14 protein-coding genes are annotated in these 18,255 nt (G+C 43.9%); 5 read left to right on the top strand and 9 right to left on the bottom strand.

Annotated elements, in window-relative coordinates; genetic code table 11:
- Positions 1-203 precede the first annotated feature (203 nt).
- The 5 genes from AB4209_RS02525 to AB4209_RS02505 all read right to left on the bottom strand — a co-directional run bounded on the left by AB4209_RS02525 (position 204) and on the right by AB4209_RS02505 (position 7,656).
- On the bottom strand, positions 204-1,988 hold the full coding sequence (locus AB4209_RS02525) for an ABC transporter ATP-binding protein (RefSeq protein WP_372054706.1): 1,785 nt from the start codon (positions 1,986-1,988) through the stop codon (positions 204-206).
- Positions 1,982-3,745: an ABC transporter ATP-binding protein gene (locus AB4209_RS02520; RefSeq protein WP_372054704.1), complete on the bottom strand. Its 1,764-nt coding sequence runs from the start codon at positions 3,743-3,745 to the stop codon at positions 1,982-1,984. Before AB4209_RS02520 ends, AB4209_RS02525 begins: the two co-directional genes overlap by 7 nt.
- A gap of 221 nt (positions 3,746-3,966) precedes the next feature.
- Positions 3,967-4,410 carry a hypothetical protein gene (locus tag AB4209_RS02515; protein ID WP_372054702.1) on the bottom strand — a complete coding sequence of 148 codons (444 nt, stop codon included), beginning with the start codon at positions 4,408-4,410 and terminating at the stop codon, positions 3,967-3,969.
- Between the two features lie 13 nt (positions 4,411-4,423).
- Positions 4,424-6,535, bottom strand: a complete 2,112-nt coding sequence (locus AB4209_RS02510; protein ID WP_372054700.1) for an LruC domain-containing protein — start codon at positions 6,533-6,535, stop codon at positions 4,424-4,426.
- 602 nt (positions 6,536-7,137) lie between these two features.
- Positions 7,138-7,656: an NUDIX hydrolase gene (locus tag AB4209_RS02505; RefSeq protein ID WP_017059522.1), complete on the bottom strand. Its 519-nt coding sequence runs from the start codon at positions 7,654-7,656 to the stop codon at positions 7,138-7,140.
- A gap of 303 nt (positions 7,657-7,959) precedes the next feature.
- Here AB4209_RS02505 and AB4209_RS02500 point away from each other — a divergent pair, with 303 nt between their 5' ends.
- Both AB4209_RS02500 and AB4209_RS02495 read left to right on the top strand, forming a co-directional pair.
- The gene (locus tag AB4209_RS02500) at positions 7,960-8,214 is read left to right on the top strand and encodes a DUF333 domain-containing protein (protein ID WP_372054698.1); all 255 of its coding nucleotides are present in this window, start codon (positions 7,960-7,962) and stop codon (positions 8,212-8,214) included.
- A gap of 212 nt (positions 8,215-8,426) precedes the next feature.
- Positions 8,427-9,104, top strand: coding sequence for a hypothetical protein (locus AB4209_RS02495; RefSeq protein ID WP_372054696.1), 678 nt, complete (start codon positions 8,427-8,429; stop codon positions 9,102-9,104).
- A 4-nt stretch (positions 9,105-9,108) separates the two neighbouring features.
- Here the strand turns inward: AB4209_RS02495 and AB4209_RS02490 are convergent, their stop codons facing one another.
- Entirely contained in the window at positions 9,109-9,987 is an 879-nt protein-coding gene (locus tag AB4209_RS02490) for a YdcF family protein (RefSeq protein WP_372054694.1), read from the bottom strand.
- A gap of 337 nt (positions 9,988-10,324) precedes the next feature.
- On the opposite strand from AB4209_RS02490, the gene AB4209_RS02485 reads away from it, so the two are divergent.
- From AB4209_RS02485 to AB4209_RS02475, 3 genes are all read left to right on the top strand, one after another.
- On the top strand, positions 10,325-11,695 hold the full coding sequence (locus tag AB4209_RS02485) for an L-serine ammonia-lyase (RefSeq protein ID WP_372054693.1): 1,371 nt from the start codon (positions 10,325-10,327) through the stop codon (positions 11,693-11,695).
- 415 nt (positions 11,696-12,110) lie between these two features.
- Positions 12,111-13,589, top strand: a complete 1,479-nt coding sequence (locus AB4209_RS02480; protein ID WP_048669525.1) for a peptide MFS transporter — start codon at positions 12,111-12,113, stop codon at positions 13,587-13,589.
- 200 nt (positions 13,590-13,789) lie between these two features.
- Positions 13,790-14,572 carry a siderophore-interacting protein gene (locus AB4209_RS02475; protein ID WP_372054691.1) on the top strand — a complete coding sequence of 261 codons (783 nt, stop codon included), beginning with the start codon at positions 13,790-13,792 and terminating at the stop codon, positions 14,570-14,572.
- Positions 14,573-14,715: 143 nt separating this feature from the next.
- On the opposite strand, the gene AB4209_RS02470 is transcribed toward AB4209_RS02475, so the two are convergent.
- From AB4209_RS02470 to AB4209_RS02460, 3 genes are all read right to left on the bottom strand, one after another.
- The gene (locus tag AB4209_RS02470; RefSeq protein ID WP_372054689.1) at positions 14,716-15,618 is read right to left on the bottom strand and encodes a multidrug transporter; all 903 of its coding nucleotides are present in this window, start codon (positions 15,616-15,618) and stop codon (positions 14,716-14,718) included.
- Between the two features lie 137 nt (positions 15,619-15,755).
- On the bottom strand, positions 15,756-16,460 hold the full coding sequence (gene phnR, locus AB4209_RS02465) for a phosphonate utilization transcriptional regulator PhnR (protein ID WP_004730140.1): 705 nt from the start codon (positions 16,458-16,460) through the stop codon (positions 15,756-15,758).
- Positions 16,461-16,528: 68 nt separating this feature from the next.
- Positions 16,529-18,238, bottom strand: a complete 1,710-nt coding sequence (locus AB4209_RS02460) for a putative 2-aminoethylphosphonate ABC transporter permease subunit (protein WP_372054767.1) — start codon at positions 18,236-18,238, stop codon at positions 16,529-16,531.
- Positions 18,239-18,255 lie beyond the last annotated feature (17 nt).

Genomic DNA, 18,255 nt, shown 5'->3' with positions numbered 1-18,255 from the left:
ACACAAGCTGATTATCTTGCTTGCATACATCCCGATGCCCGTAGACACCCCTTTAGTAGTAGGGAGATCATAACATATTAATAATCGTAAAATATGTTTTATTTTTCCTAAGTTATTGGGAATATTAGAAAACAATAGAAAATGGTGAAACATAAGCAACACCAATCTATATCATCGAGAACGGCACCCCTAATTTGAGGTGATCAGGCGACCGTTACTTGAGAATCGCTCGCTTCCACGATCGATTCTTGCAACAAGCCGGCATAGATACCATTGTGAGCCACCAGCTGTTGATGATTACCTTGCTCAACAATTTCACCCTTTTCCAACACCAAAATCGTGTCCGAGTGACGAACTGTACTTAAACGGTGTGCAATCGCAATCACGGTTTTTTCCTTGAAAAGGCGCTGCATTGCTTTTTGAATCAGATCTTCGGTAATGGAATCGACCGAACTGGTCGCCTCATCCAGCATCATCAATTGACCACCCTGCGCAACCGCTCGGGCAAATGAAATAAGCTGTGTTTGCCCCACAGACAAGTTGGCGCCATTTTTTTCCAAACAGAAGTCATAACCTTGAGGCAATTGTTCAATAAACTTTTCGGCATAAACATAACGTGCCGCTTGTTCAACCTCAGTTTTAGATAGATGTGTTTTACCCAGCGCGATATTGAATTGGATGGTCTCTTCAAATAAGTGGACGTCTTGCATCATCATTGAGAACAAATGAGCAGAGTCTTCGCTTGAGATCTGTGACAGCTCAATTCCATTCAACAGAATGCTGCCTTCATAATCTTGATAGGTTTTAGAGATCAAACGCAGAATCGTTGACTTGCCAGAGCCCGTCGAACCCACAAGTGCGATTTGATGCCCTTTCTCCAATACAAACGAGACATTCTTTAGAACGTATGGAGAATCGTCTTTGTAACGGAAGCTCACGTTCTTAAACTCGAGGCTCACAAACTGTTCTAGCTGTTTTTCAACCTTGTTAGATGGCAGTAAGTTACGACCTTCTTCTTCCGTCGGCTCAACAAACAGCTCTTCAATATGGTCAAACGCTGCAAATGAACTCTGAATTGAAGCGATCTGCGAAGTAAAGTCGCGGATAGGAACAAACACTTTCTCTAAGGTGTTGATGAACGCAATCAACACACCCAAGGTAAGTGCCCCTTCTATCACTTGCTCAGAGCCATACCAGATCATAACTGCGATGGTGATAGAGGTGATGCCTGAGATAAACGAGAACAAAATCGCATCGTATTTATTGATCTTCTTCTGCGCTTTTAAAAACTCATCGGTATAGCCTTGGTAGCGTTGTTCTACTTGCTCTTCCGCTCGGTACATCTGAACGGTTTTCATACCAAATAAGACTTCTTGCAGAAAGCCAATACCGCGAGCAAGCGAAGAACGAGTGACCTTATATAGAGCGCGAAGTCGGTTTCTCACATACACCGTCAAGTACATCACTGGCGGCATGATAATCAATACAATCATCGTTAGCTGCCAATCAATGAAGAACATCATCACCAACAAAGCAATGGTATTAATGCTGTCTTTAACGAGTCCCACAACCGACTGAACGAACGTCTCGCCGATAGTTTCCAAGTCACTGGTTAATCTTGAAAGCGTGACACCAATAGGTGTGTTATCAAAATAGCTGCGTGGGAGTTTAAGCACGCGAGCAAACAATACTGAGCGCATGTCAGTTATCGTGTATTGCCCCGTTTTACGCAGGTTATATGAATAAGTGGTATCCACCACATAGCTCGCCACCAGCACAACAACGAGATAGAAGACATACTCGAGCAATCCATCCATATCCCCATGACTCAGTTGTACATCGATCACTTGAATGATCAGCCACGGGAACAACAAACTCGTGATAACAGAAAGAGGAAGCATTGCGATACCCAGAATCGCAGAGCCTTTGTATTTCTTAGCAAACTTAAAAAAGTGCTTAAGGTACTTGAGATCAACACCTTTTAACATGCTGCTGCCTCCGTTTCATTCTGCTGTAGTTGCCATGTATCGTAATAGTAATCACACGTTTTCAATAACGTGGCGTGGTCGCCCTTCGCGATCACTTTGCCTTCGTTCAAGACGATGATTTCATCCATATATTCAAGGGCATTCACGCGGTGTGAAACCACAAGAACGGATTGGTTTTCCAAACGCTTAAACAAGCCTTCCAAGATTTTGCGTTCCGTTTCATAGTCAACTGCCGATAGCACGTTATCCATGATGATTAAGTCTGTTGGCTGCAACAAAGCACGTGCAATACTTAAGCGTTGCTTCTGGCCACCTGACAACATGATCCCTTTTTCACCAACCAGGGTTTGATCGCCATGCTCAAAACGAGTGACGTCACTGGCCAGCTGGCTGAGCTCCAGCACTTCATCAACCTGACTCTTGGCTAAATCCGTATCTAAGCTACCAAAGCGAATATTGTCTTCGACGGTTGCAGAAAACAGGTAAGGGTCTTGAGTCACGGTTTTCATGTAACGGCGCAAGTCACTGCGCGAGAAGCTTGTGACATCTTTGTCGCCAAGGAAAATAGTACCTTTGGGTACGTCTAAGTGATGGTTCAAGCAGTTTACTAATGTCGTTTTTCCTGCGCCGATTCCGCCTAATACACCCACTTTCTTACCTGCTGGAATATCGAAACTGATGTCATCGAGAATCACACGTTCTTCGCCTGAATAGCTAAAGCTGAGGTTACGAACAGAAAACGTTCTTCCTTTGAGCGATTCAACATCTCGCTCAGACAGTTTGCTTTCATCAAGCTCTGGCACTTTGGCGTTAAGAATGGTTTGTGCACTTTGAATACCGACCATTCCACGCTGATAAATGGTCGCAATTCGGCCAAGCTGCATCAGCGGCATAGCGAGTAACACGGAGTAAGTTAGAAATGCGGTTATCTCACCAAGAGTGAGTTCCTGCCTCATCAACATGAAACCACCCAGACCAAGAATGATAATTTTCATCAGGTCATTGGCGTAATCGAGCACTGGCATAAAGAATACTTGAATGCGAGTGATCTTAAGGCGACAGTCAAGCAACAGTTGATTGAGCTTTTCGGTTTCCGCCTTCACCCAAGGAGACATCTGCTGGCTCTTAATCAAATCAATTCCAGACAAGTAACTCATTAACTGAGCTGATAAGTTTTGTAGGCGCTTCATGTGCTCTAAATGCAACGTTTTCATACGCTTGAAACCCACACGGAAGATCACAAAAGCGATTGAGATGGGAATAATCGAATACAGTGTGAGTTCTGGCGATATGCGCCACATGTAAAGAGGCGTCAGCGACAAGGCAAGCAACGCATTGAAGAACTGCAAGAAACCGACACCAAACATCAATCGAATACCACTAAGGTCATTATTGATAATCGAGATCAATCGACCTGAAGCAAAGCGTTCGTGGAAGCTGCTCGGTAAGCGATTCAGCTTTTGTAAAAGGGTGCTTTTGAGCGCAGCCTCTGTAATTCGCCCAGGGTTCAACGCGTAGATCCGTGACAGGATCCGCACGACCACCATAGCGACTGACATACCAACTACAATCCAAACATAGGTTTGAAGTTGTTGGTGACCTGTTGAAGAGGCATCATCAATCAGATCAATCGCCAATTGAATATAACGAGGGATCTCTACTTGTAACCAGTTGACGAGGAAAATGAACACAATCGCGAGTAAGTACGATGTGCGATTCATGCGCAGGTAATGGGCAATAAACTGTCTTTTATTCATAGTATTCTTTGTTTAGGGCAGGCTCACAGCGAGATTTCGCGATATGACCGGGCAGTAAAACTAGATAGGGCCATCGCTGAGGTAAAGATACATCAAAAACACTTAGTTGACAATATCAACCACATTCAATGCTTGATTCCGATATGACATTTTCGCATTGCTAGAAAAAACTTTGCCGCCAAAAATGGCGGCAAGTATTTTACTGATTAAGAACGGTGGCTTTAAAGACCAACGTCTACCTGATCATTGTCGATATCGATTGAACGTTTTACTTCGCTTCCCATTGCTGATGGGTACCACACCTCAACCCAAACTTTCTCAACATGGTTTGGAAGAAGCAGCGTTGTTGAGAAATCACTACTGTCGTTAATTGGAACTCTCAATACTTGGGAGGTGTAATCGACAACATCATCGTTAAAATCAGTGTAAAGACTCATAAAGCCCCTTGAGCTTTGTGAGCTCGCGACATCCACCGTCACTTTCACTTCTCTCTCGGTTGAGAAATCAAAACCTTCGGGTATCGACAACTCAACTGACTTCGTTGCAGGAGCGACAGAACTAGATGTTGAAGCTGTTGAGCCACCACCATCACCTCCTCCTCCTCCACCACAAGCGGTAAGGAAGATGACAGTTACACTAGTCAGCATTAGGTTGGTTAATTTCATAAATCCTCCTTAATTAATCTTCAGTTGACCACGTTTTTTCAGAATTCGAGTTCTGATACCACGTTGGTTTCGAGGCCCCACCAGAGGTCGCCCATTCGGCAAATTCTGGGTAAGCTTCACTGATGTCTATGTACTCTGATGGATGACTCCAAGGAGACGAAATTAAGATACCCCAAGGCATGTTTTGTGTAGTTCGGTAGTACTTATCGCTAGATGGATCTGAATCGTCTTGTGCAATGCCGTAGAAGTCACTGACTAACGTGCCACGTGACGTTGGTGGGAAATCTGCTGTATGGATTTCCAAGTCTTTACCGGGCGATGTAGCAAAACTATCACCGTGATATTGGCCTTCTCCCGGACCGAAGATGAACGGGTCAAAACCACTCAATGGCATCAGTGAACTTACTGTTGGCTCACTACCAGAAGCAAAAGGTAAAGAAATGCTGAATGTCATTTGGTCAGATTCTAAACTTGGACTGCAAGAAGGGTTAGTGCGGTGGAACATACACTCACCGTGAATCGGCAGATCGTTTTTTAGATTCAACGAAGCAACCACTACAAGATCTCCACCTGGTGATGCTACGCTCTTATCCTCACCAGTAAATGGCGAAATATTAACTCTTGTCGCGCCATTCTTTTGCACTCGAGCCGTTTGAAGATCGATGTCTGACTCAGCAAAACCATCAAGCTTCCAACCCAAACCATTACCATAAGAAGCGCCGTATGCCATTATGGTACCCGCAATATCCATTCGAAGTACGGCATCATCCTTACTTAAAATGGTTGTACGGTAGTAAACCACAACGTCATTTAAGTCGAAGTCACCCACTTCCGGCCAGTTATCCTCGAAAGCTGCGGTGTAGTAATTTGAGTGCTGAACTGTTGTGCCAGGATCAGTGACATTGAACACGTAGTCCTCAACTTCACCATCGCCAACGTAACCGTAGCTTGGAATATTAGGGCTACTCGCTAGACGGAATCGGGTTTGTACAGCACCAACGGCAGCATCGTCACCAACTCGAATAGGGACAACTTGACTTCCATCGACAACTGAATGGTTTTTCAAAATTTGCTCATCATCTTCAAATGAGCCATTCATATCCCAATCAGCCCAAGCTTGCAGGTAGCCGCTTCCCACAACATTGACATTAATCAGGCTGTCTAGGCCGATTTCCAGATTCGTCAACAATGCAACACCGTCATCATCGTTTCCACCAACATCTAAATCGTCACCGTTTGATGACGCGCCAGGTTGACCATCACTATCGGCATCAATACTAGCACCTAAATACAAGGTCGCAGAGATAGCATGCTCAGCACCGTTGCTCGCTTGTAACGTCCCATAGCTATTAGGAGCGTCACCAAAGTCGGATTCGTCTGAACTTTCAATGGGCGTAGTAAAACCGGTCAAGTCCCAGTTCCCATCAAATGCTGAGAAAATCGGATTCGGAAAACTACTGCTGCTACTCGTGACTGTTTCAAATTGCAGCGTAACGATAGACGTATTTTTATAGGTAAATTTAACCGCACCTGATGTGTCAGTTTCGGAATAGTTCGTACCAGGGCCTGTGAACAGCACCGATGTTCCATCAGCACTCTCTTCGGCAGTCAAACTCGCGCTAGCACCACCAAGCTGGTAACTGTAGAAACCTTCACTTTTAAATACTCTGACTTGCTCAGACTGAACAGGCTCACCATCGATGTCGTAACCGATCATATCGAATTCGGGCAACGTGTAAGGTTCAGAGAAGGTACCAGACAAGCTATCAGTCCCATCATAGAATTCGAAAGTGTAGATGAGCCCAGCTGAGCCCGCTGAATTAGTTTGATACAGGAAACCGATGTCTCCAGACGGCTGGGTTGCACCCTCTTTGTAATTTGGAGCATGAAACACAAAGGTCGCATCACCGAAAACGCTACTCGATACCTTGGCGTCAATGATCTTTCCATCGTGTGTACCAACGTTGAGAAAGTGCATTACGGCGCCATCGTAGGTTGAACCGGCCCATCCACTACTACCGTTCGTAGCCTCTATATGGTTAGAGAAGTCCAAATCCACCGACGTTGCGTAGGTTGGGACACTGACTGCTGCCGTCAGGAGATAAATAACTTGCTTGTATTTCATAGTAAACCTCGACTTCTTCTTCGCATGAGCGATTTCCTTGAAAAGTAAGTGAACTCTGAACGGCAAGTTAAAAATCTCAATTAACCCTGAAACGAAACAATCTATATGTTCAACTATTGGTTTCGTGCCGATAAAGCGAGTCGCTTCAAGTAAAAAAAAGCAAAAGAGAAGCCAAGTTTTCATAAACTAAAAATAAAGTTTAACTCTATGAAAAATTGGGATTATTTTATTAATTTAAATTTCCAATGAGATTAATACGATCTTTTCTTCAAAATAAGAATCAATTTGATGGAAGGTCAGTCAACTTGAAAGACAGTGAGATCGAGCTGCGTTTAACGCTTTGTGGAAACGAAGTAGATTTGTTGGGAAAGTGGAGAAGTATTGATTAAACACGCAAACTTTAGCGTTCAGAAAACGAACAGAAGTTAGGAAGTAAAAAGGTGGGAATTGTTATTCGCTATAGTTAGCAAAACTGTTTAAAAGTTGGTGACCTTTAAACAGTTTTAACAATTCAAATCTTCAATTTTACTCGCTTATCTATACAAAGCTTTACCATAAACGAGCTATTTAATTGCAAGGTATTTGATGTGAAGAGCTAGGAGTTACAACATTTCTTTCGCGATTAGGTGGAGTAAAAAGGTTTCACGCTCAATACTCATCCCCTTCTTAGGGCTCTCTGCCATCGTCTTTTCGTTGTGAGCGATAGCTTCATGGATATTCATCCACACCGGTTTCATTCCGTTTTTCACTTCATAATCTTCGTAAGCCGTTTCACCAAGCTCGCGATCAATTTTGCATGAGTAGCAGTAAGAGATCATATGCATCATATCTGCATCGTCTTTATACCAAGGGCGAAACTCTTCAAAAATACCGAACGGCTTGATGCTGTGGATATTCTTAGCGCCGGTCTCTTCTTCTAGCTCACGAACCATGCCTGCGATCACATCTTCCCCTTCATCCAAACCACCACCGGGAATGGTGTAGTCGTGGTAACGCTCTGTATAAAGCATCAGAATATCTTCCCCATCTAACACAATGGCACGGGCAGCGTTACGCTTGTAGACCGTTTTATTGTCTAGGTGATCGATATCAGGGTGGATGGTTGTTTTAAGGTGTCTCATGATTCTGACCGCTCTACTAAATTTGGCGGCATCATATCATAACCATCAATAGATTCGAGGTTCACTACCTCCAACAAGAGCTTATCGGACGGGGATGTTCCAACTGAACCTTGAATCAACTTAGCTTGATCTAGCACTCAAAAAGTAGTTAAACATGGAGAAATATCAACCTATTTCAATATCTTGACCAAATTAGAACAACCTTTTCTGAAATCTAAAATATACTAATTTCATAGAGCTTCTCATTTGGTTCTGTAGAACTTTAACGTATTTACTTATCGAGTTATCACGTAGGAGATAAACATGAAGAAAATTGGTTTGATGGCTGTATGTGCCGTTGTATTAGGCGGTTGTGCAAACGACTATGCAGAATATAGCGAAGGCCAACGTGTTTCAGTCGCTAACCCAGCAGCGGTTTATTGTGTTCAACAGGACGGTGAACTAGACACGGTTACTGAAAACAATCAACGTACAACTTACTGTGTATTTGAGGACGGCGAGCGCATTGAACAGTGGGAATACTACCGCAACAACCATGAGCAAGAAACTGAAAAGTAATCGCTTTTAATACAAGTTTCTAATCGTAAAGCTTCAAAACCCTACCTCTAAAAATTCAATTAAGTTACGTAAACTGACTGCCATAAGGCAGCAGTTTACCGTACACAAACAACAATTGAACACCGTTTTATTCCTGACATAGCTCTGACATTAGTCTAACCTCAGCCGATAGAATGCCTGCCTGTTACAAATATTTACAAGTAGTGTTGATTATGAAAATACAAACAAAATCGAAAGAACAAACTCAAATGTCATTTGAACTGCCAGAGTTCAACCTATCTCAGTCGACCTCTGAAGTAATCTACAAACGCTGTCAAACAGCACTAGTAGTTTTAGCGATTGGTATTATAGTCAACCTTGCAATCCGCATTGATTTCGTTTTCTTGAGTGGAAGGATCGGTGAAAATTCAGTCACTGAAATGCTACAGCAATTTCTTCTAATCGTATCTTCTGGCGCATTTGCTTACCTCGCAAATAAACGTTCTGAAGTAAAACATGCCGCTATGTTAATTAGCGCATTCTTCGCCGTAATGTTCATCCGAGAATTAGATTATTGGTTTGACATGATCGTACATGGCGCTTGGGTTGTCCCTGCCTTATTGGTTGCTGGTAGCGCAATCTTCTATGCAATTAAAAATGGAAAACGAACCATAGATCAGCTTGCGCTTATTCTCGCATCCCCACACATGAACATGCTAGTAACTGGCGTGATGCTACTGTTGGTTTTTTCTCGCTTATTTGGCATGGGCAGTTTTTGGCATGGCGTTATGGGAGAACATTATATCAGTAATGTTAAGACCATCGCTGAAGAAGGCACTGAGCTTCTAGCTTACTGTCTGATTGCCTTTGCAAGTTTAAAAACCGTTATTGGTATCACGAGAAAGAAATAATCACCTATCGCCACCAGCGATGTGTGTGATCCGATTCCGGATCTAAATAACGATTCAATAAAGTCAGGTTAGTATCTAGTAGAGCTAGGTATTCCCTGACTTTTTTTATGTCTGTACCCACTGAAGTCTGCTGGATACAGCACTCCAATACTGGAAGCAAACTGTCGACAATTTCAAAGCGAGATGAACGGTCGACTAATTGCTTTGCGGCTATTAGTGCTTCAAACGACAGCCTTTCAGGCTCGTGTCTAATCGATTCCAAATCTCTCTCAAATGCACCCGCACAGACACCTTCAAGATAGACTCGGTAGGTCGTCAGTACATCCATTAATAAAAACAACTGCCCTTGAGCACTTTTATGAGGGTATGGCACCGCAACATGAGCCTCTAGCTGAGGATCTATCTGTAAATCTACCCCAAGTTCTGAGCACTTCTCGACGAGGACCTTAAGTAAACCCTGTTCGTCCATTAGCGTTTGAATCTCAAATATGCGTTGTAAGTGATAGTCATTAGAAACGAAGGTCACCTGTACACCCTGTCCGCGAGTAAATAGCCCGCTTGCAATCATCTCTGAGGCCAAGTTTTGAATGTTCTCGACAGTATTGGTTGAGTGCTGCTCAAGTAAAATAGCCCCTAAGGACAACGGATGTTCACGTTGATTTTCGAGCTTTCTAAAATACTGATGCATTGCGTCCGCTTCAGAGAGAGTTTGTCCTTTTGTTACCCCACCACAAAATGCTACGGCAGTTTGCGGGCTCGACTCTTCTGCCAAAGGCTCTCCCAGATACTCAACTAAAGCATCAACTCGACTGATTCCTTCATCAGTCAATTTATTCTCATTAAGTCGCTTACCCAGCACAATAAGGAGGTGATTAATGCTCATTTTATGTTCAAGTCTCGTTTTGGCGGTTAGATGGAGTGAATTATGTATACAATACTTGTTAACAAAAGTATTTTGAAATTCTTATATGTTGCTCGCAATAATGCTCACTGTTGATAGCGACATCTTAGGTAATACGAGAATAGACGTGTCGCTTTAAAGCAAACATAGCACGCTCTTGTATTTCATCGCTCTATGCTTGTTAACACGAGTCTCAACAAAAGAGGCGTTTCAAGCAAAGAAGCAGCTCAATCGAAGAAATGTTTCACTCAAAGAAGTGCAACTCAATACAAATTTTACACAGAGTTCGTTCATCGAACCGTCTTCACAGGAAGTTACTATGCTGTCTATTTTTGATATCTACAAAATTGGGGTTGGGCCGTCCAGCTCCCACACAAATGGACCAATGATCGCTGGGTTTAACTTTACCCAAAAAATTGATGCTCAGCTTAAACAAGTGAATCGCATTCAAATCGACTTATACGGCTCGTTATCATTGACGGGTATTGGCCACCACACAGACAGAGCGACGTTGTTAGGTTTGCTAGGTAACCGCCCTGACACCATCAAAATTACCAGTGCTAACCAAGCAATGCGTAAGGCGATTGAAGATAAATCTCTATGGGTGAGCGGTAACCATGAAATTCATTTCGATGTAGAGAGCGACCTACTCTTCCACAAAACCAACCTACCACTGCATGAAAACGGCATGACCATCTCTGCCTTTGACGAGAGTGGCAGCCTTCTGGATATGGAAACCTACTACTCGATTGGTGGTGGCTTTATCGCGACTGCTGATGAGCTTCAGAATGGCAAGCAAGAGTCAGAAACACAAGTTGAATTCCCTTTTACCTCTGCCGATCAATTGCTTGAATTATCTGACCAGAATGGACTGAGCCTTGGTGGCTTAGTCTTGCGCAACGAAGTGTCATTCCAAGGCATGGATGTGATTGACCAGAAAGCCGACCAAATTTGGAAGGTGATGTCCCTGTGTATGCAGCGTGGTTTTGATACTGAAGGTATTCTTGATGGCGGTCTAGAAGTAACACGTCGAGCACCAGCTCTTTTGAAAAAGCTTGAAGCAAATGCCGCCATTGAAAACGATCCAATGGAGATCATGGATTGGATTAACTTGTTTGCCTTTGCCGTGAGTGAAGAAAACGCTGCAGGTGGTCAGGTTGTCACATCACCAACAAATGGTGCTGCTGGCGTCATCCCTGCGGTCTTGATGTACTACCATCGCTTCATTAAAGAACTGGACACTAAGCAGCTTAAGGACTTCTTGGCAGTGTCTGGTGCTATCGGCATCTTATACAAAACCAACGCATCTATTTCTGGCGCAGAGGTGGGTTGTCAGGGTGAGGTAGGCGTATCGTCATCAATGGCTGCTGCAGGGTTAACTGCCCTACGTGGCGGTAGTAACGAGCAGATCTGTATCGCAGCTGAGATCGCGATGGAACATTCACTGGGTATGACATGCGACCCAATTGGTGGCCTGGTTCAAGTACCATGTATTGAGCGTAACGCTATGGGAGCGATGAAAGCCATCAACGCATCACGCATGGCGTTGAAGCGCACCAGCAAGTGTCTTATCTCGTTAGACAAGGTTATTGAAACCATGTACCAAACAGGTAAAGACATGAACAAGAAATACCGTGAAACATCTCTTGGTGGCCTAGCCGTGATCCACATGGCACCACCGTGTGAATAACAGACAAGAACACGAGTGGAGAAAGCCTCTGTAGAGACGGCATTCATGTAAACTTAGTTTTCAATATCTCAACAAAGCCAGCTACCAAGCTGGCTTTTTTATTGGCAAGAATCCTAATGCCATTTGAAAGTGATGCTTACTCAAAAATATTTACCCTATGGCTCTCGCTAATTTTCCCTTTAATAGTTCATAACTTAGCCACAAATAAAGTCGGTTGATTTTCACACAGACACGCATCCACTAGCAAAATCTAATATTGCAAATATCATTCATGAGAAATATGAATGCACTCATAAGAAAAGATATATCGAGCAAAGTCCGGTTTGGGATACATGTTTCAGTTTATGTATTACTAGCAATGGTATTATAATTGGGCAATTACACTACATATTAATACTAATGTGAGAATAAAATAATGTGGAATAGATTAAACAAATCAATGATGTTCTGCCAAATGATGTTCGGACTTTCGTTCTATGGCGTCATGGTGATCTTGACTCGTTTCTTCCTTGAAGACCTTAACTACAATGAAGCCGACACCATGATGGTTGTTGGTGCGTTCTCTGCAATCGGACCGCTGTTTGCTATTGCAGGTGGTTTCATCGCTGACAAATTCTTAGGTGCGTATCGTTCTTTAACCATCGCTTTTTTAGGATTCGCGAGTGGTTACGTTTTACTGGTACTTGGTGCTGCAGCAACTAATGTCCCGATGGCATTATGTGGTATTGCGTTAGCAAGTTATGCTCGTGGTTTGATGTCCCCTTCTTACCCAAGTCTTTACAAACGCACGTTCAAAACTCAAGAAGATTTTGAGAACTGCTACCCAATCAACTACTCAGTGAACAACATCGGCGCTCTGCTTGGCCAATACCTGTTCCCTATGCTAGTGCTTGTTGTTGGTTTCCACGGTGGTTTCCTTCTGTCTGCCGTTCTAGCGGGTGCTGCGCTTCTTATGATGATCTTTGTTCGCAAAGGCCTTGTTGAAGCGAGTGCGGAGATCGATCAACAACCAGTAAGCACTAAAAACTGGGCAGCGTTCCTTGGTCTTTCTGCCGCAATGATCGGCTTGGTTTTCTTCATGTTCTCTAACATGGATATTGGCCAAAACATCGTTTACGCAATTGGCGGTGCAGCGATCATCTACTTTGTCTCTTTGATGATGAAATCGAAGAAGTCAGATATGCTGAAAATGGGCACTATCTTAATCATCACATTCCTAACGACATGCTTCTTCGTGTACTACGGCCAAATGATGACGTCGATGACAATGGTAGCAATCAACACAATGCGTGGTGATCTATTCGGCTTCATCCCTGTTGCACCTGAAGCATCAATGGCGATGAACCCACTATGGTGTATGGTTGCTGGCCCGATCATCGCGGGCATCTTCTCTAACCTAGAAAAGAAAAACATTAACTTCTCTACTGCAACCAAAGTAGGTTTCTCGTTCATCCTGACGGCTATCGCTTTCGGTATCCTTACGATGGCAGTAACAACAGTTGGTGATGATGTTCTGATCCGCCCAGAAGTATTCCTAGCGATTCACTTCTTCCTAGCGTTTGGTGAAGTGATTGTTGGTTCAATGGTTGTAGCCTTCATCCTGTCTGTTGCGCCTAAGCACATCGAGAACTTCTCTGTAAGTTTGTTCTCTGTTGCTATCGCACTATCAGGTATTGTTGGTGCGGTATTCTCAACGTCTATTGCACTAGAAAAAGGTCAAGAAATCACACAAGAGATCGTGCAAACGGTTTACGGTGATTACTTCCAAATGCTGACTGTACTTGCAGTCGTGATGGTAGGTATCGCAATGGCAGCATCGTTCATTATTCGTAAGATGCTTGAAGCTGCGAAAGCCGCTGACGAAACGATTGAACTAGAGCAAGCAAACAGCTAATTTTGCTCATTTAATCACGTTTATCCTAAGAGCCCTTTAGTTTTCTAAAGGGCTCTTTTTTGTCGCTTCCGTTTCAGAATAGAATCTATCGCATCAGTTAGGCTGTGCATGTGTAAATCAAAGTAAATGATAACTATTAGTATTGAGTGTTTTTTAGTTCAGGATTATGATGTGGAAATCAAAATCTAAGAGATCCTTATATGAGCAAGCCTAGCCCTATCACATTAACCGTTACTCAAACCTCAACAATTACTCCAAACATGCAGCGTCTAACGCTTAGCGGTGAGGGATTAAGTAAATACCCAACAGAATGTGCCGGTGGCTACATCAAGCTTTTATTCTCGCCACTTGGCACGACTGATTTAAGCCAACTGACTGAAGGCGAGCGCCCAACCATGCGCACTTACACTATTCGTCAGTACAACCCTGTAGAGCAGTGGATTGAGGTTGATTTCGTTCGCCACATTACTACAGATTTACAATGTGGTTTTGCGGCTCGATGGGCAATGAACGCAAAAATCGGTGACACAGTTTCAGTGGCTGGCCCAGGTTTAATTCAAGGGTTAAACCTTGAGTCAGATTGGTTCTTCTTAGTTGCGGACATGACATCCCTACCTGCTCTTTCTGCAAAGGTAAAAACGCTTCCAGAAACGGCAACGGGTCACGCAGTCATTCAGATCAATTCCGCAGCAGATAAGCAAGCACTTGAAGCTCCTCAAGGCATCAAAATAACTTGGTTGATTGAAGATGAAACCTCAGAATCGCTTTCACAAACTGTGCGCAACATAGAATGGTTAGAAGGTCAGGTGTCAGTATGGACAGCGTGTGAGTTTGAAAGCATGCGTGAACTGAGACAATACTTCCGCAATGAAAAAGAAGTAGAAAAAGAGAACATCTACATCAGTAGTTATTGGAAGCGTGGCGTCACTGAAGATGGCCACAAAGTGCTGAAACAACAAGATGCTCAAACTATAGCGAGCTAAAGAGTCTTGCTACAAAAGCACTTAAGCTAAAAGCATTAAAGATAAATAGAAAACGCCCTGAACGACTTCATATCGTTAAGGGCGTTTTAGTATCTAGACTAAACAAACACTTACTCTTAGGGCCTCAATCACTCAGTGCTCTTTTAATTCAATGAGATAACTAAGCCTGCAATAATTAAAGAGACACCGACACCGCGAGTGGCGTACCACTTTTCCTTTAAAAAATAGAGCCCCATTACTACGCCGAAAATGATGCTCACCTGCCTAAGTGCAACAACTAAGCTGACGTTCTCCGTAATGGTCATCGCAAACAACACTAAGCCATAAGTCGAAGCCATCATGATGCCAGCAAGTGTCGCTCTTTTACGTAATAACCAAGCGTTATGAAATTCTATTCTTTGATTCGACACGAGCAACCACAGGCTCAGCGGAATCACGATCGCCCAGAACTGAATACCCAAGTAGAAAATCGCCGTGTGTTTATTAGTAATACTTGGTGCGCTTAAAGGCTCTAATAAGAGTAGCGCCTCTTTATCAATAATGGAGTAACCGGTAGTGCCGATGGCAGCGATGAGCGCCCAAAGCACACCAAGGTTCAGGTAAGCCTTGAGCCTTAATTCAGAAAATTGCTTGAGCGGGACAAACAAACAACCCAGTGTGATCAATGCAAAGCCAAGCCATTGATTGAGCGATAACTCATACCCTATCAACACCGTGCCTAAGCCAACCATCAACACAGGCAGTGCTCGTGCCATTGGGTAAATCACACCAATATCGGCCTGCTTGTAGGCGATGCCTAAGCCGATTAAATAGATAATTTGGCAAATACCGCTCAAGAAGAGTAACTGCCAAAATGGAATTGTGATGTTTTCAAAGCCGACGCTGTAGACATACCAAACCAAATAAGGAGTCAGAATCGCGGCAGCGGCAAAGCCAGACGCTAAGAAGAAAGATGAGCCAGAGCCTTGATTTGATTTACCGAGGACATTCCAACCCGCATGCAGCAAAGCTGAGATAATCACGATGATGATGGCAGAGAATTCCATTTCATTCCTAAATTATTGATGAATTAGCACAACGGCTGACAACAGGTGATAAAAAAGGCCTCCGAATAAGAGACCTTTGAACTTTTCAATTGGGCAGTCCTGCATAATTGCAGATATGCCAACGTTATAACGTATGACTAGCGCTCTAGCTGCGCGATTGACTCGATACTGATCGCGTCATGACGCCAATACTCAATATCGCAGTCAATCAAGTCGCCGTTTTGGTTGTAGTTCACACGCTCTACGACCATTGCAGGAGAGCCAGAAGTCGCACGTAGGGCTTGCGCTGTCTCGCCAAGTAAAGACGTTGTGCTCACTCGGTAACGGATCTTCTGATACACCACACCAAAGTGTTCGCGGTAGATGTCCGTCAACGATTTAGACAAGTCGTAGTCAAGCAAGTTAGGGAACAACTCAGGTCGAATGTAGTTAGTCACATACACAACCGGCCGGTCTTCAAGGTAACGAACTCTGTCTACTCGATAAACATCCGAAAAAGGTTGCAGCTCAAGAAGCCTAGTTGCTTCCTTGGTTGCTAACATGCCTTTCGCTGCCACTAATTCTGTTTTCGGCTTACGATTCTGCGACAAAGCCATATTAGTGAAGTTCAGCGTTTGCGTTGGGTCGTAGCGCAGTGGCGCTGGAGAGATAAACCAACCACGGCGGTCTTCTCGATAAATACGCCCTTCAGCTTCAAGTGAAGACAGCGCTTCACGCAACGTTACCCGTGTTGTATCAAACGATTCAGCCAGTTTGCGCTCCGCAGGCAGCTTCTGTCGTGGCGTTAACATCCCCGACTCTATCTGCTCTACGATGACATCTTTGATTTTTACGTACTGCACTTCATTTCCTTTTATTCTTGTTCTTGTCGTCAGCCACTCCTTGGCCAACTGCAATATAAAATGGTTCGCTAGCGTTTGCGCCAAGCTTGGGTGCGCTTCTCAAATAACTTGTTGATTAACATATGAATCAACTTCGCACTTGCCGCCGATATCATGATCATGACTGCCATGGCTGCTGCTGCACCGGTTTGTCCCGCATCGTCCATATTCAGTACTGAAACTGACGCTGGAATCGTATTGGTAGAATACAAGAATACTACCGCAGATGTCGTGGTAAGTGCATTAATAAACAGGTATGTCGCAATATCTAAAATCGCCGGCAGACAAACGGGTACCGTCACCTTAAAGAACAACTTGTATTGCGGTAAGTTTACCGAAGCCGCTGTTGCCTCAATTTCAGAAGGCAGCTGTTTCAATGCCGTTAACGCCGTCATGTGTCCTACCGTGTAGTAGTGAACCACGGTATTAATCACCAAGAACGCCATCGTGCCATACAGGAAGTTAAGTGGGTTACTCAAGTCATTGAAGTAGAAGATATACCCCAAACCCAACACCATCCCAGGAACGGCCATCGGCACAACACTGAGCATCTGCATCGCCTGACGAACAGGACCAAATGCTCTGCCCTTCTCAATGCAATACGCACCTAAGAAAATCAATACGGTACCGATAATGGCAGTCCAAGCACCAAGCGTTAACGAGTTGAAGAATGGCGCCCAACCATAAGTACTCATCTCTGCGAAGTTGTAGTTGTTTAGCGTCAGCGCTTTGTTCCAAGGCCAGAAGGTGACCATCGAACCGTATATCGCCATACCCAACACAATAACCACAGCAGCAGAGATGATGGTGCAATAAAGGAAACATAAGCCATCACGTAGTGAGCTAGGTTCAGGTTGGTACGCGACAGAACGAGTATCAAACAAGCTCTTCTGTTTCTTTTGCACCCAGCGGTCAACGGTAAACGCAAGCAACGCAGGCAATAGCAGCAAGATACTGGTTACCGCCCCCATAGAGAAGTTCTGTTGACCAACCACCTGCTTAAAGATGTCAGTCGATAGCACGTTGTAGCTACCACCTATCACCTTTGGCACACCAAAGTCACAAACCACCAGCGTAAACACAACGATCAGAGTGCTGATCAAGCCGTATTTTGCCGCAGGTAACGTCACCATAAAGAAAGTTTTTAACGATGAAGTATTGAGTGCTCGTGCTGCCTCATAAAGGCGAGCGTCAGAGGTTCTTAATGAGGTGGTCAGAATCATCAAAGCGTGTGGAAACGTCCAGAATGTCAAACCCAGTGAGATACCAATCAAGCCATAAACCGAGTTGCCGCCCAAGACTTCTTTGGCGATACCTTGGTTACCAAATAAGAAGATCAGACTGATCGCAGGAAGCAATGATGGAGCTAGAATCGGCGCTGAACCCAACACCTGAAAAAGCCCCTTAAAAGGCATACATGAACGAGTCAACGCATAGGCATAACCAAACGCTAGTACGCCAACGACAACCGTTACCAATAGACCCAAAGAAAAGGTGTTACCTACTGATTGCCAAAGGCTTTGAGAAGAAAAGTAGGTGGCGAAGTTTTGTAAACCTACAAACTCGCCATCTGCATTCTGAACGCTTTTCTTCAACATTGCCCAAAGTGGCATCAGAATGAATAGCGTCATGACTACGGACAAAAATGCCAAAAGCCCAAATAGAATTACGTTGTCTTTACTTAAGCGAGCAACGAAAGGTTGCATTCGTCGTTGAATAAGCAGCTTAGATTGCATCATTTGAGTCGATTCCATGA

This window comes from Vibrio sp. 10N.286.48.C11 (assembly GCF_041469805.1).
GTDB lineage: Bacteria > Pseudomonadota > Gammaproteobacteria > Enterobacterales > Vibrionaceae > Vibrio > Vibrio crassostreae_C.
Note: the sequence above shows the minus strand (reverse complement) of the source record. Positions and strands in the feature narration are given on the sequence as shown.

Bases quoted from the DNA above. Each gene is read 5' to 3' on its own strand.
- AB4209_RS02525 (WP_372054706.1), bottom strand. From the start codon at position 1,988: ATGTTAAAAGGTGTTGATCTCAAGTACCTTAAGCACTTTTTTAAGTTT.
- AB4209_RS02520 (WP_372054704.1), bottom strand. From the start codon at position 3,745: ATGAATAAAAGACAGTTTATTGCCCATTACCTGCGCATGAATCGCACA.
- AB4209_RS02515 (WP_372054702.1), bottom strand. From the start codon at position 4,410: ATGAAATTAACCAACCTAATGCTGACTAGTGTAACTGTCATCTTCCTT.
- AB4209_RS02510 (WP_372054700.1), bottom strand. From the start codon at position 6,535: ATGAAATACAAGCAAGTTATTTATCTCCTGACGGCAGCAGTCAGTGTC.
- AB4209_RS02505 (WP_017059522.1), bottom strand. From the start codon at position 7,656: ATGAGACACCTTAAAACAACCATCCACCCTGATATCGATCACCTAGAC.
- AB4209_RS02500 (WP_372054698.1), top strand. From the start codon at position 7,960: ATGAAGAAAATTGGTTTGATGGCTGTATGTGCCGTTGTATTAGGCGGT.
- AB4209_RS02495 (WP_372054696.1), top strand. From the start codon at position 8,427: ATGAAAATACAAACAAAATCGAAAGAACAAACTCAAATGTCATTTGAA.
- AB4209_RS02490 (WP_372054694.1), bottom strand. From the start codon at position 9,987: ATGAGCATTAATCACCTCCTTATTGTGCTGGGTAAGCGACTTAATGAG.
- AB4209_RS02485 (WP_372054693.1), top strand. From the start codon at position 10,325: ATGCTGTCTATTTTTGATATCTACAAAATTGGGGTTGGGCCGTCCAGC.
- AB4209_RS02480 (WP_048669525.1), top strand. From the start codon at position 12,111: ATGTGGAATAGATTAAACAAATCAATGATGTTCTGCCAAATGATGTTC.
- AB4209_RS02475 (WP_372054691.1), top strand. From the start codon at position 13,790: ATGAGCAAGCCTAGCCCTATCACATTAACCGTTACTCAAACCTCAACA.
- AB4209_RS02470 (WP_372054689.1), bottom strand. From the start codon at position 15,618: ATGGAATTCTCTGCCATCATCATCGTGATTATCTCAGCTTTGCTGCAT.
- AB4209_RS02460 (WP_372054767.1), bottom strand. From the start codon at position 18,238: ATGATGCAATCTAAGCTGCTTATTCAACGACGAATGCAACCTTTCGTT.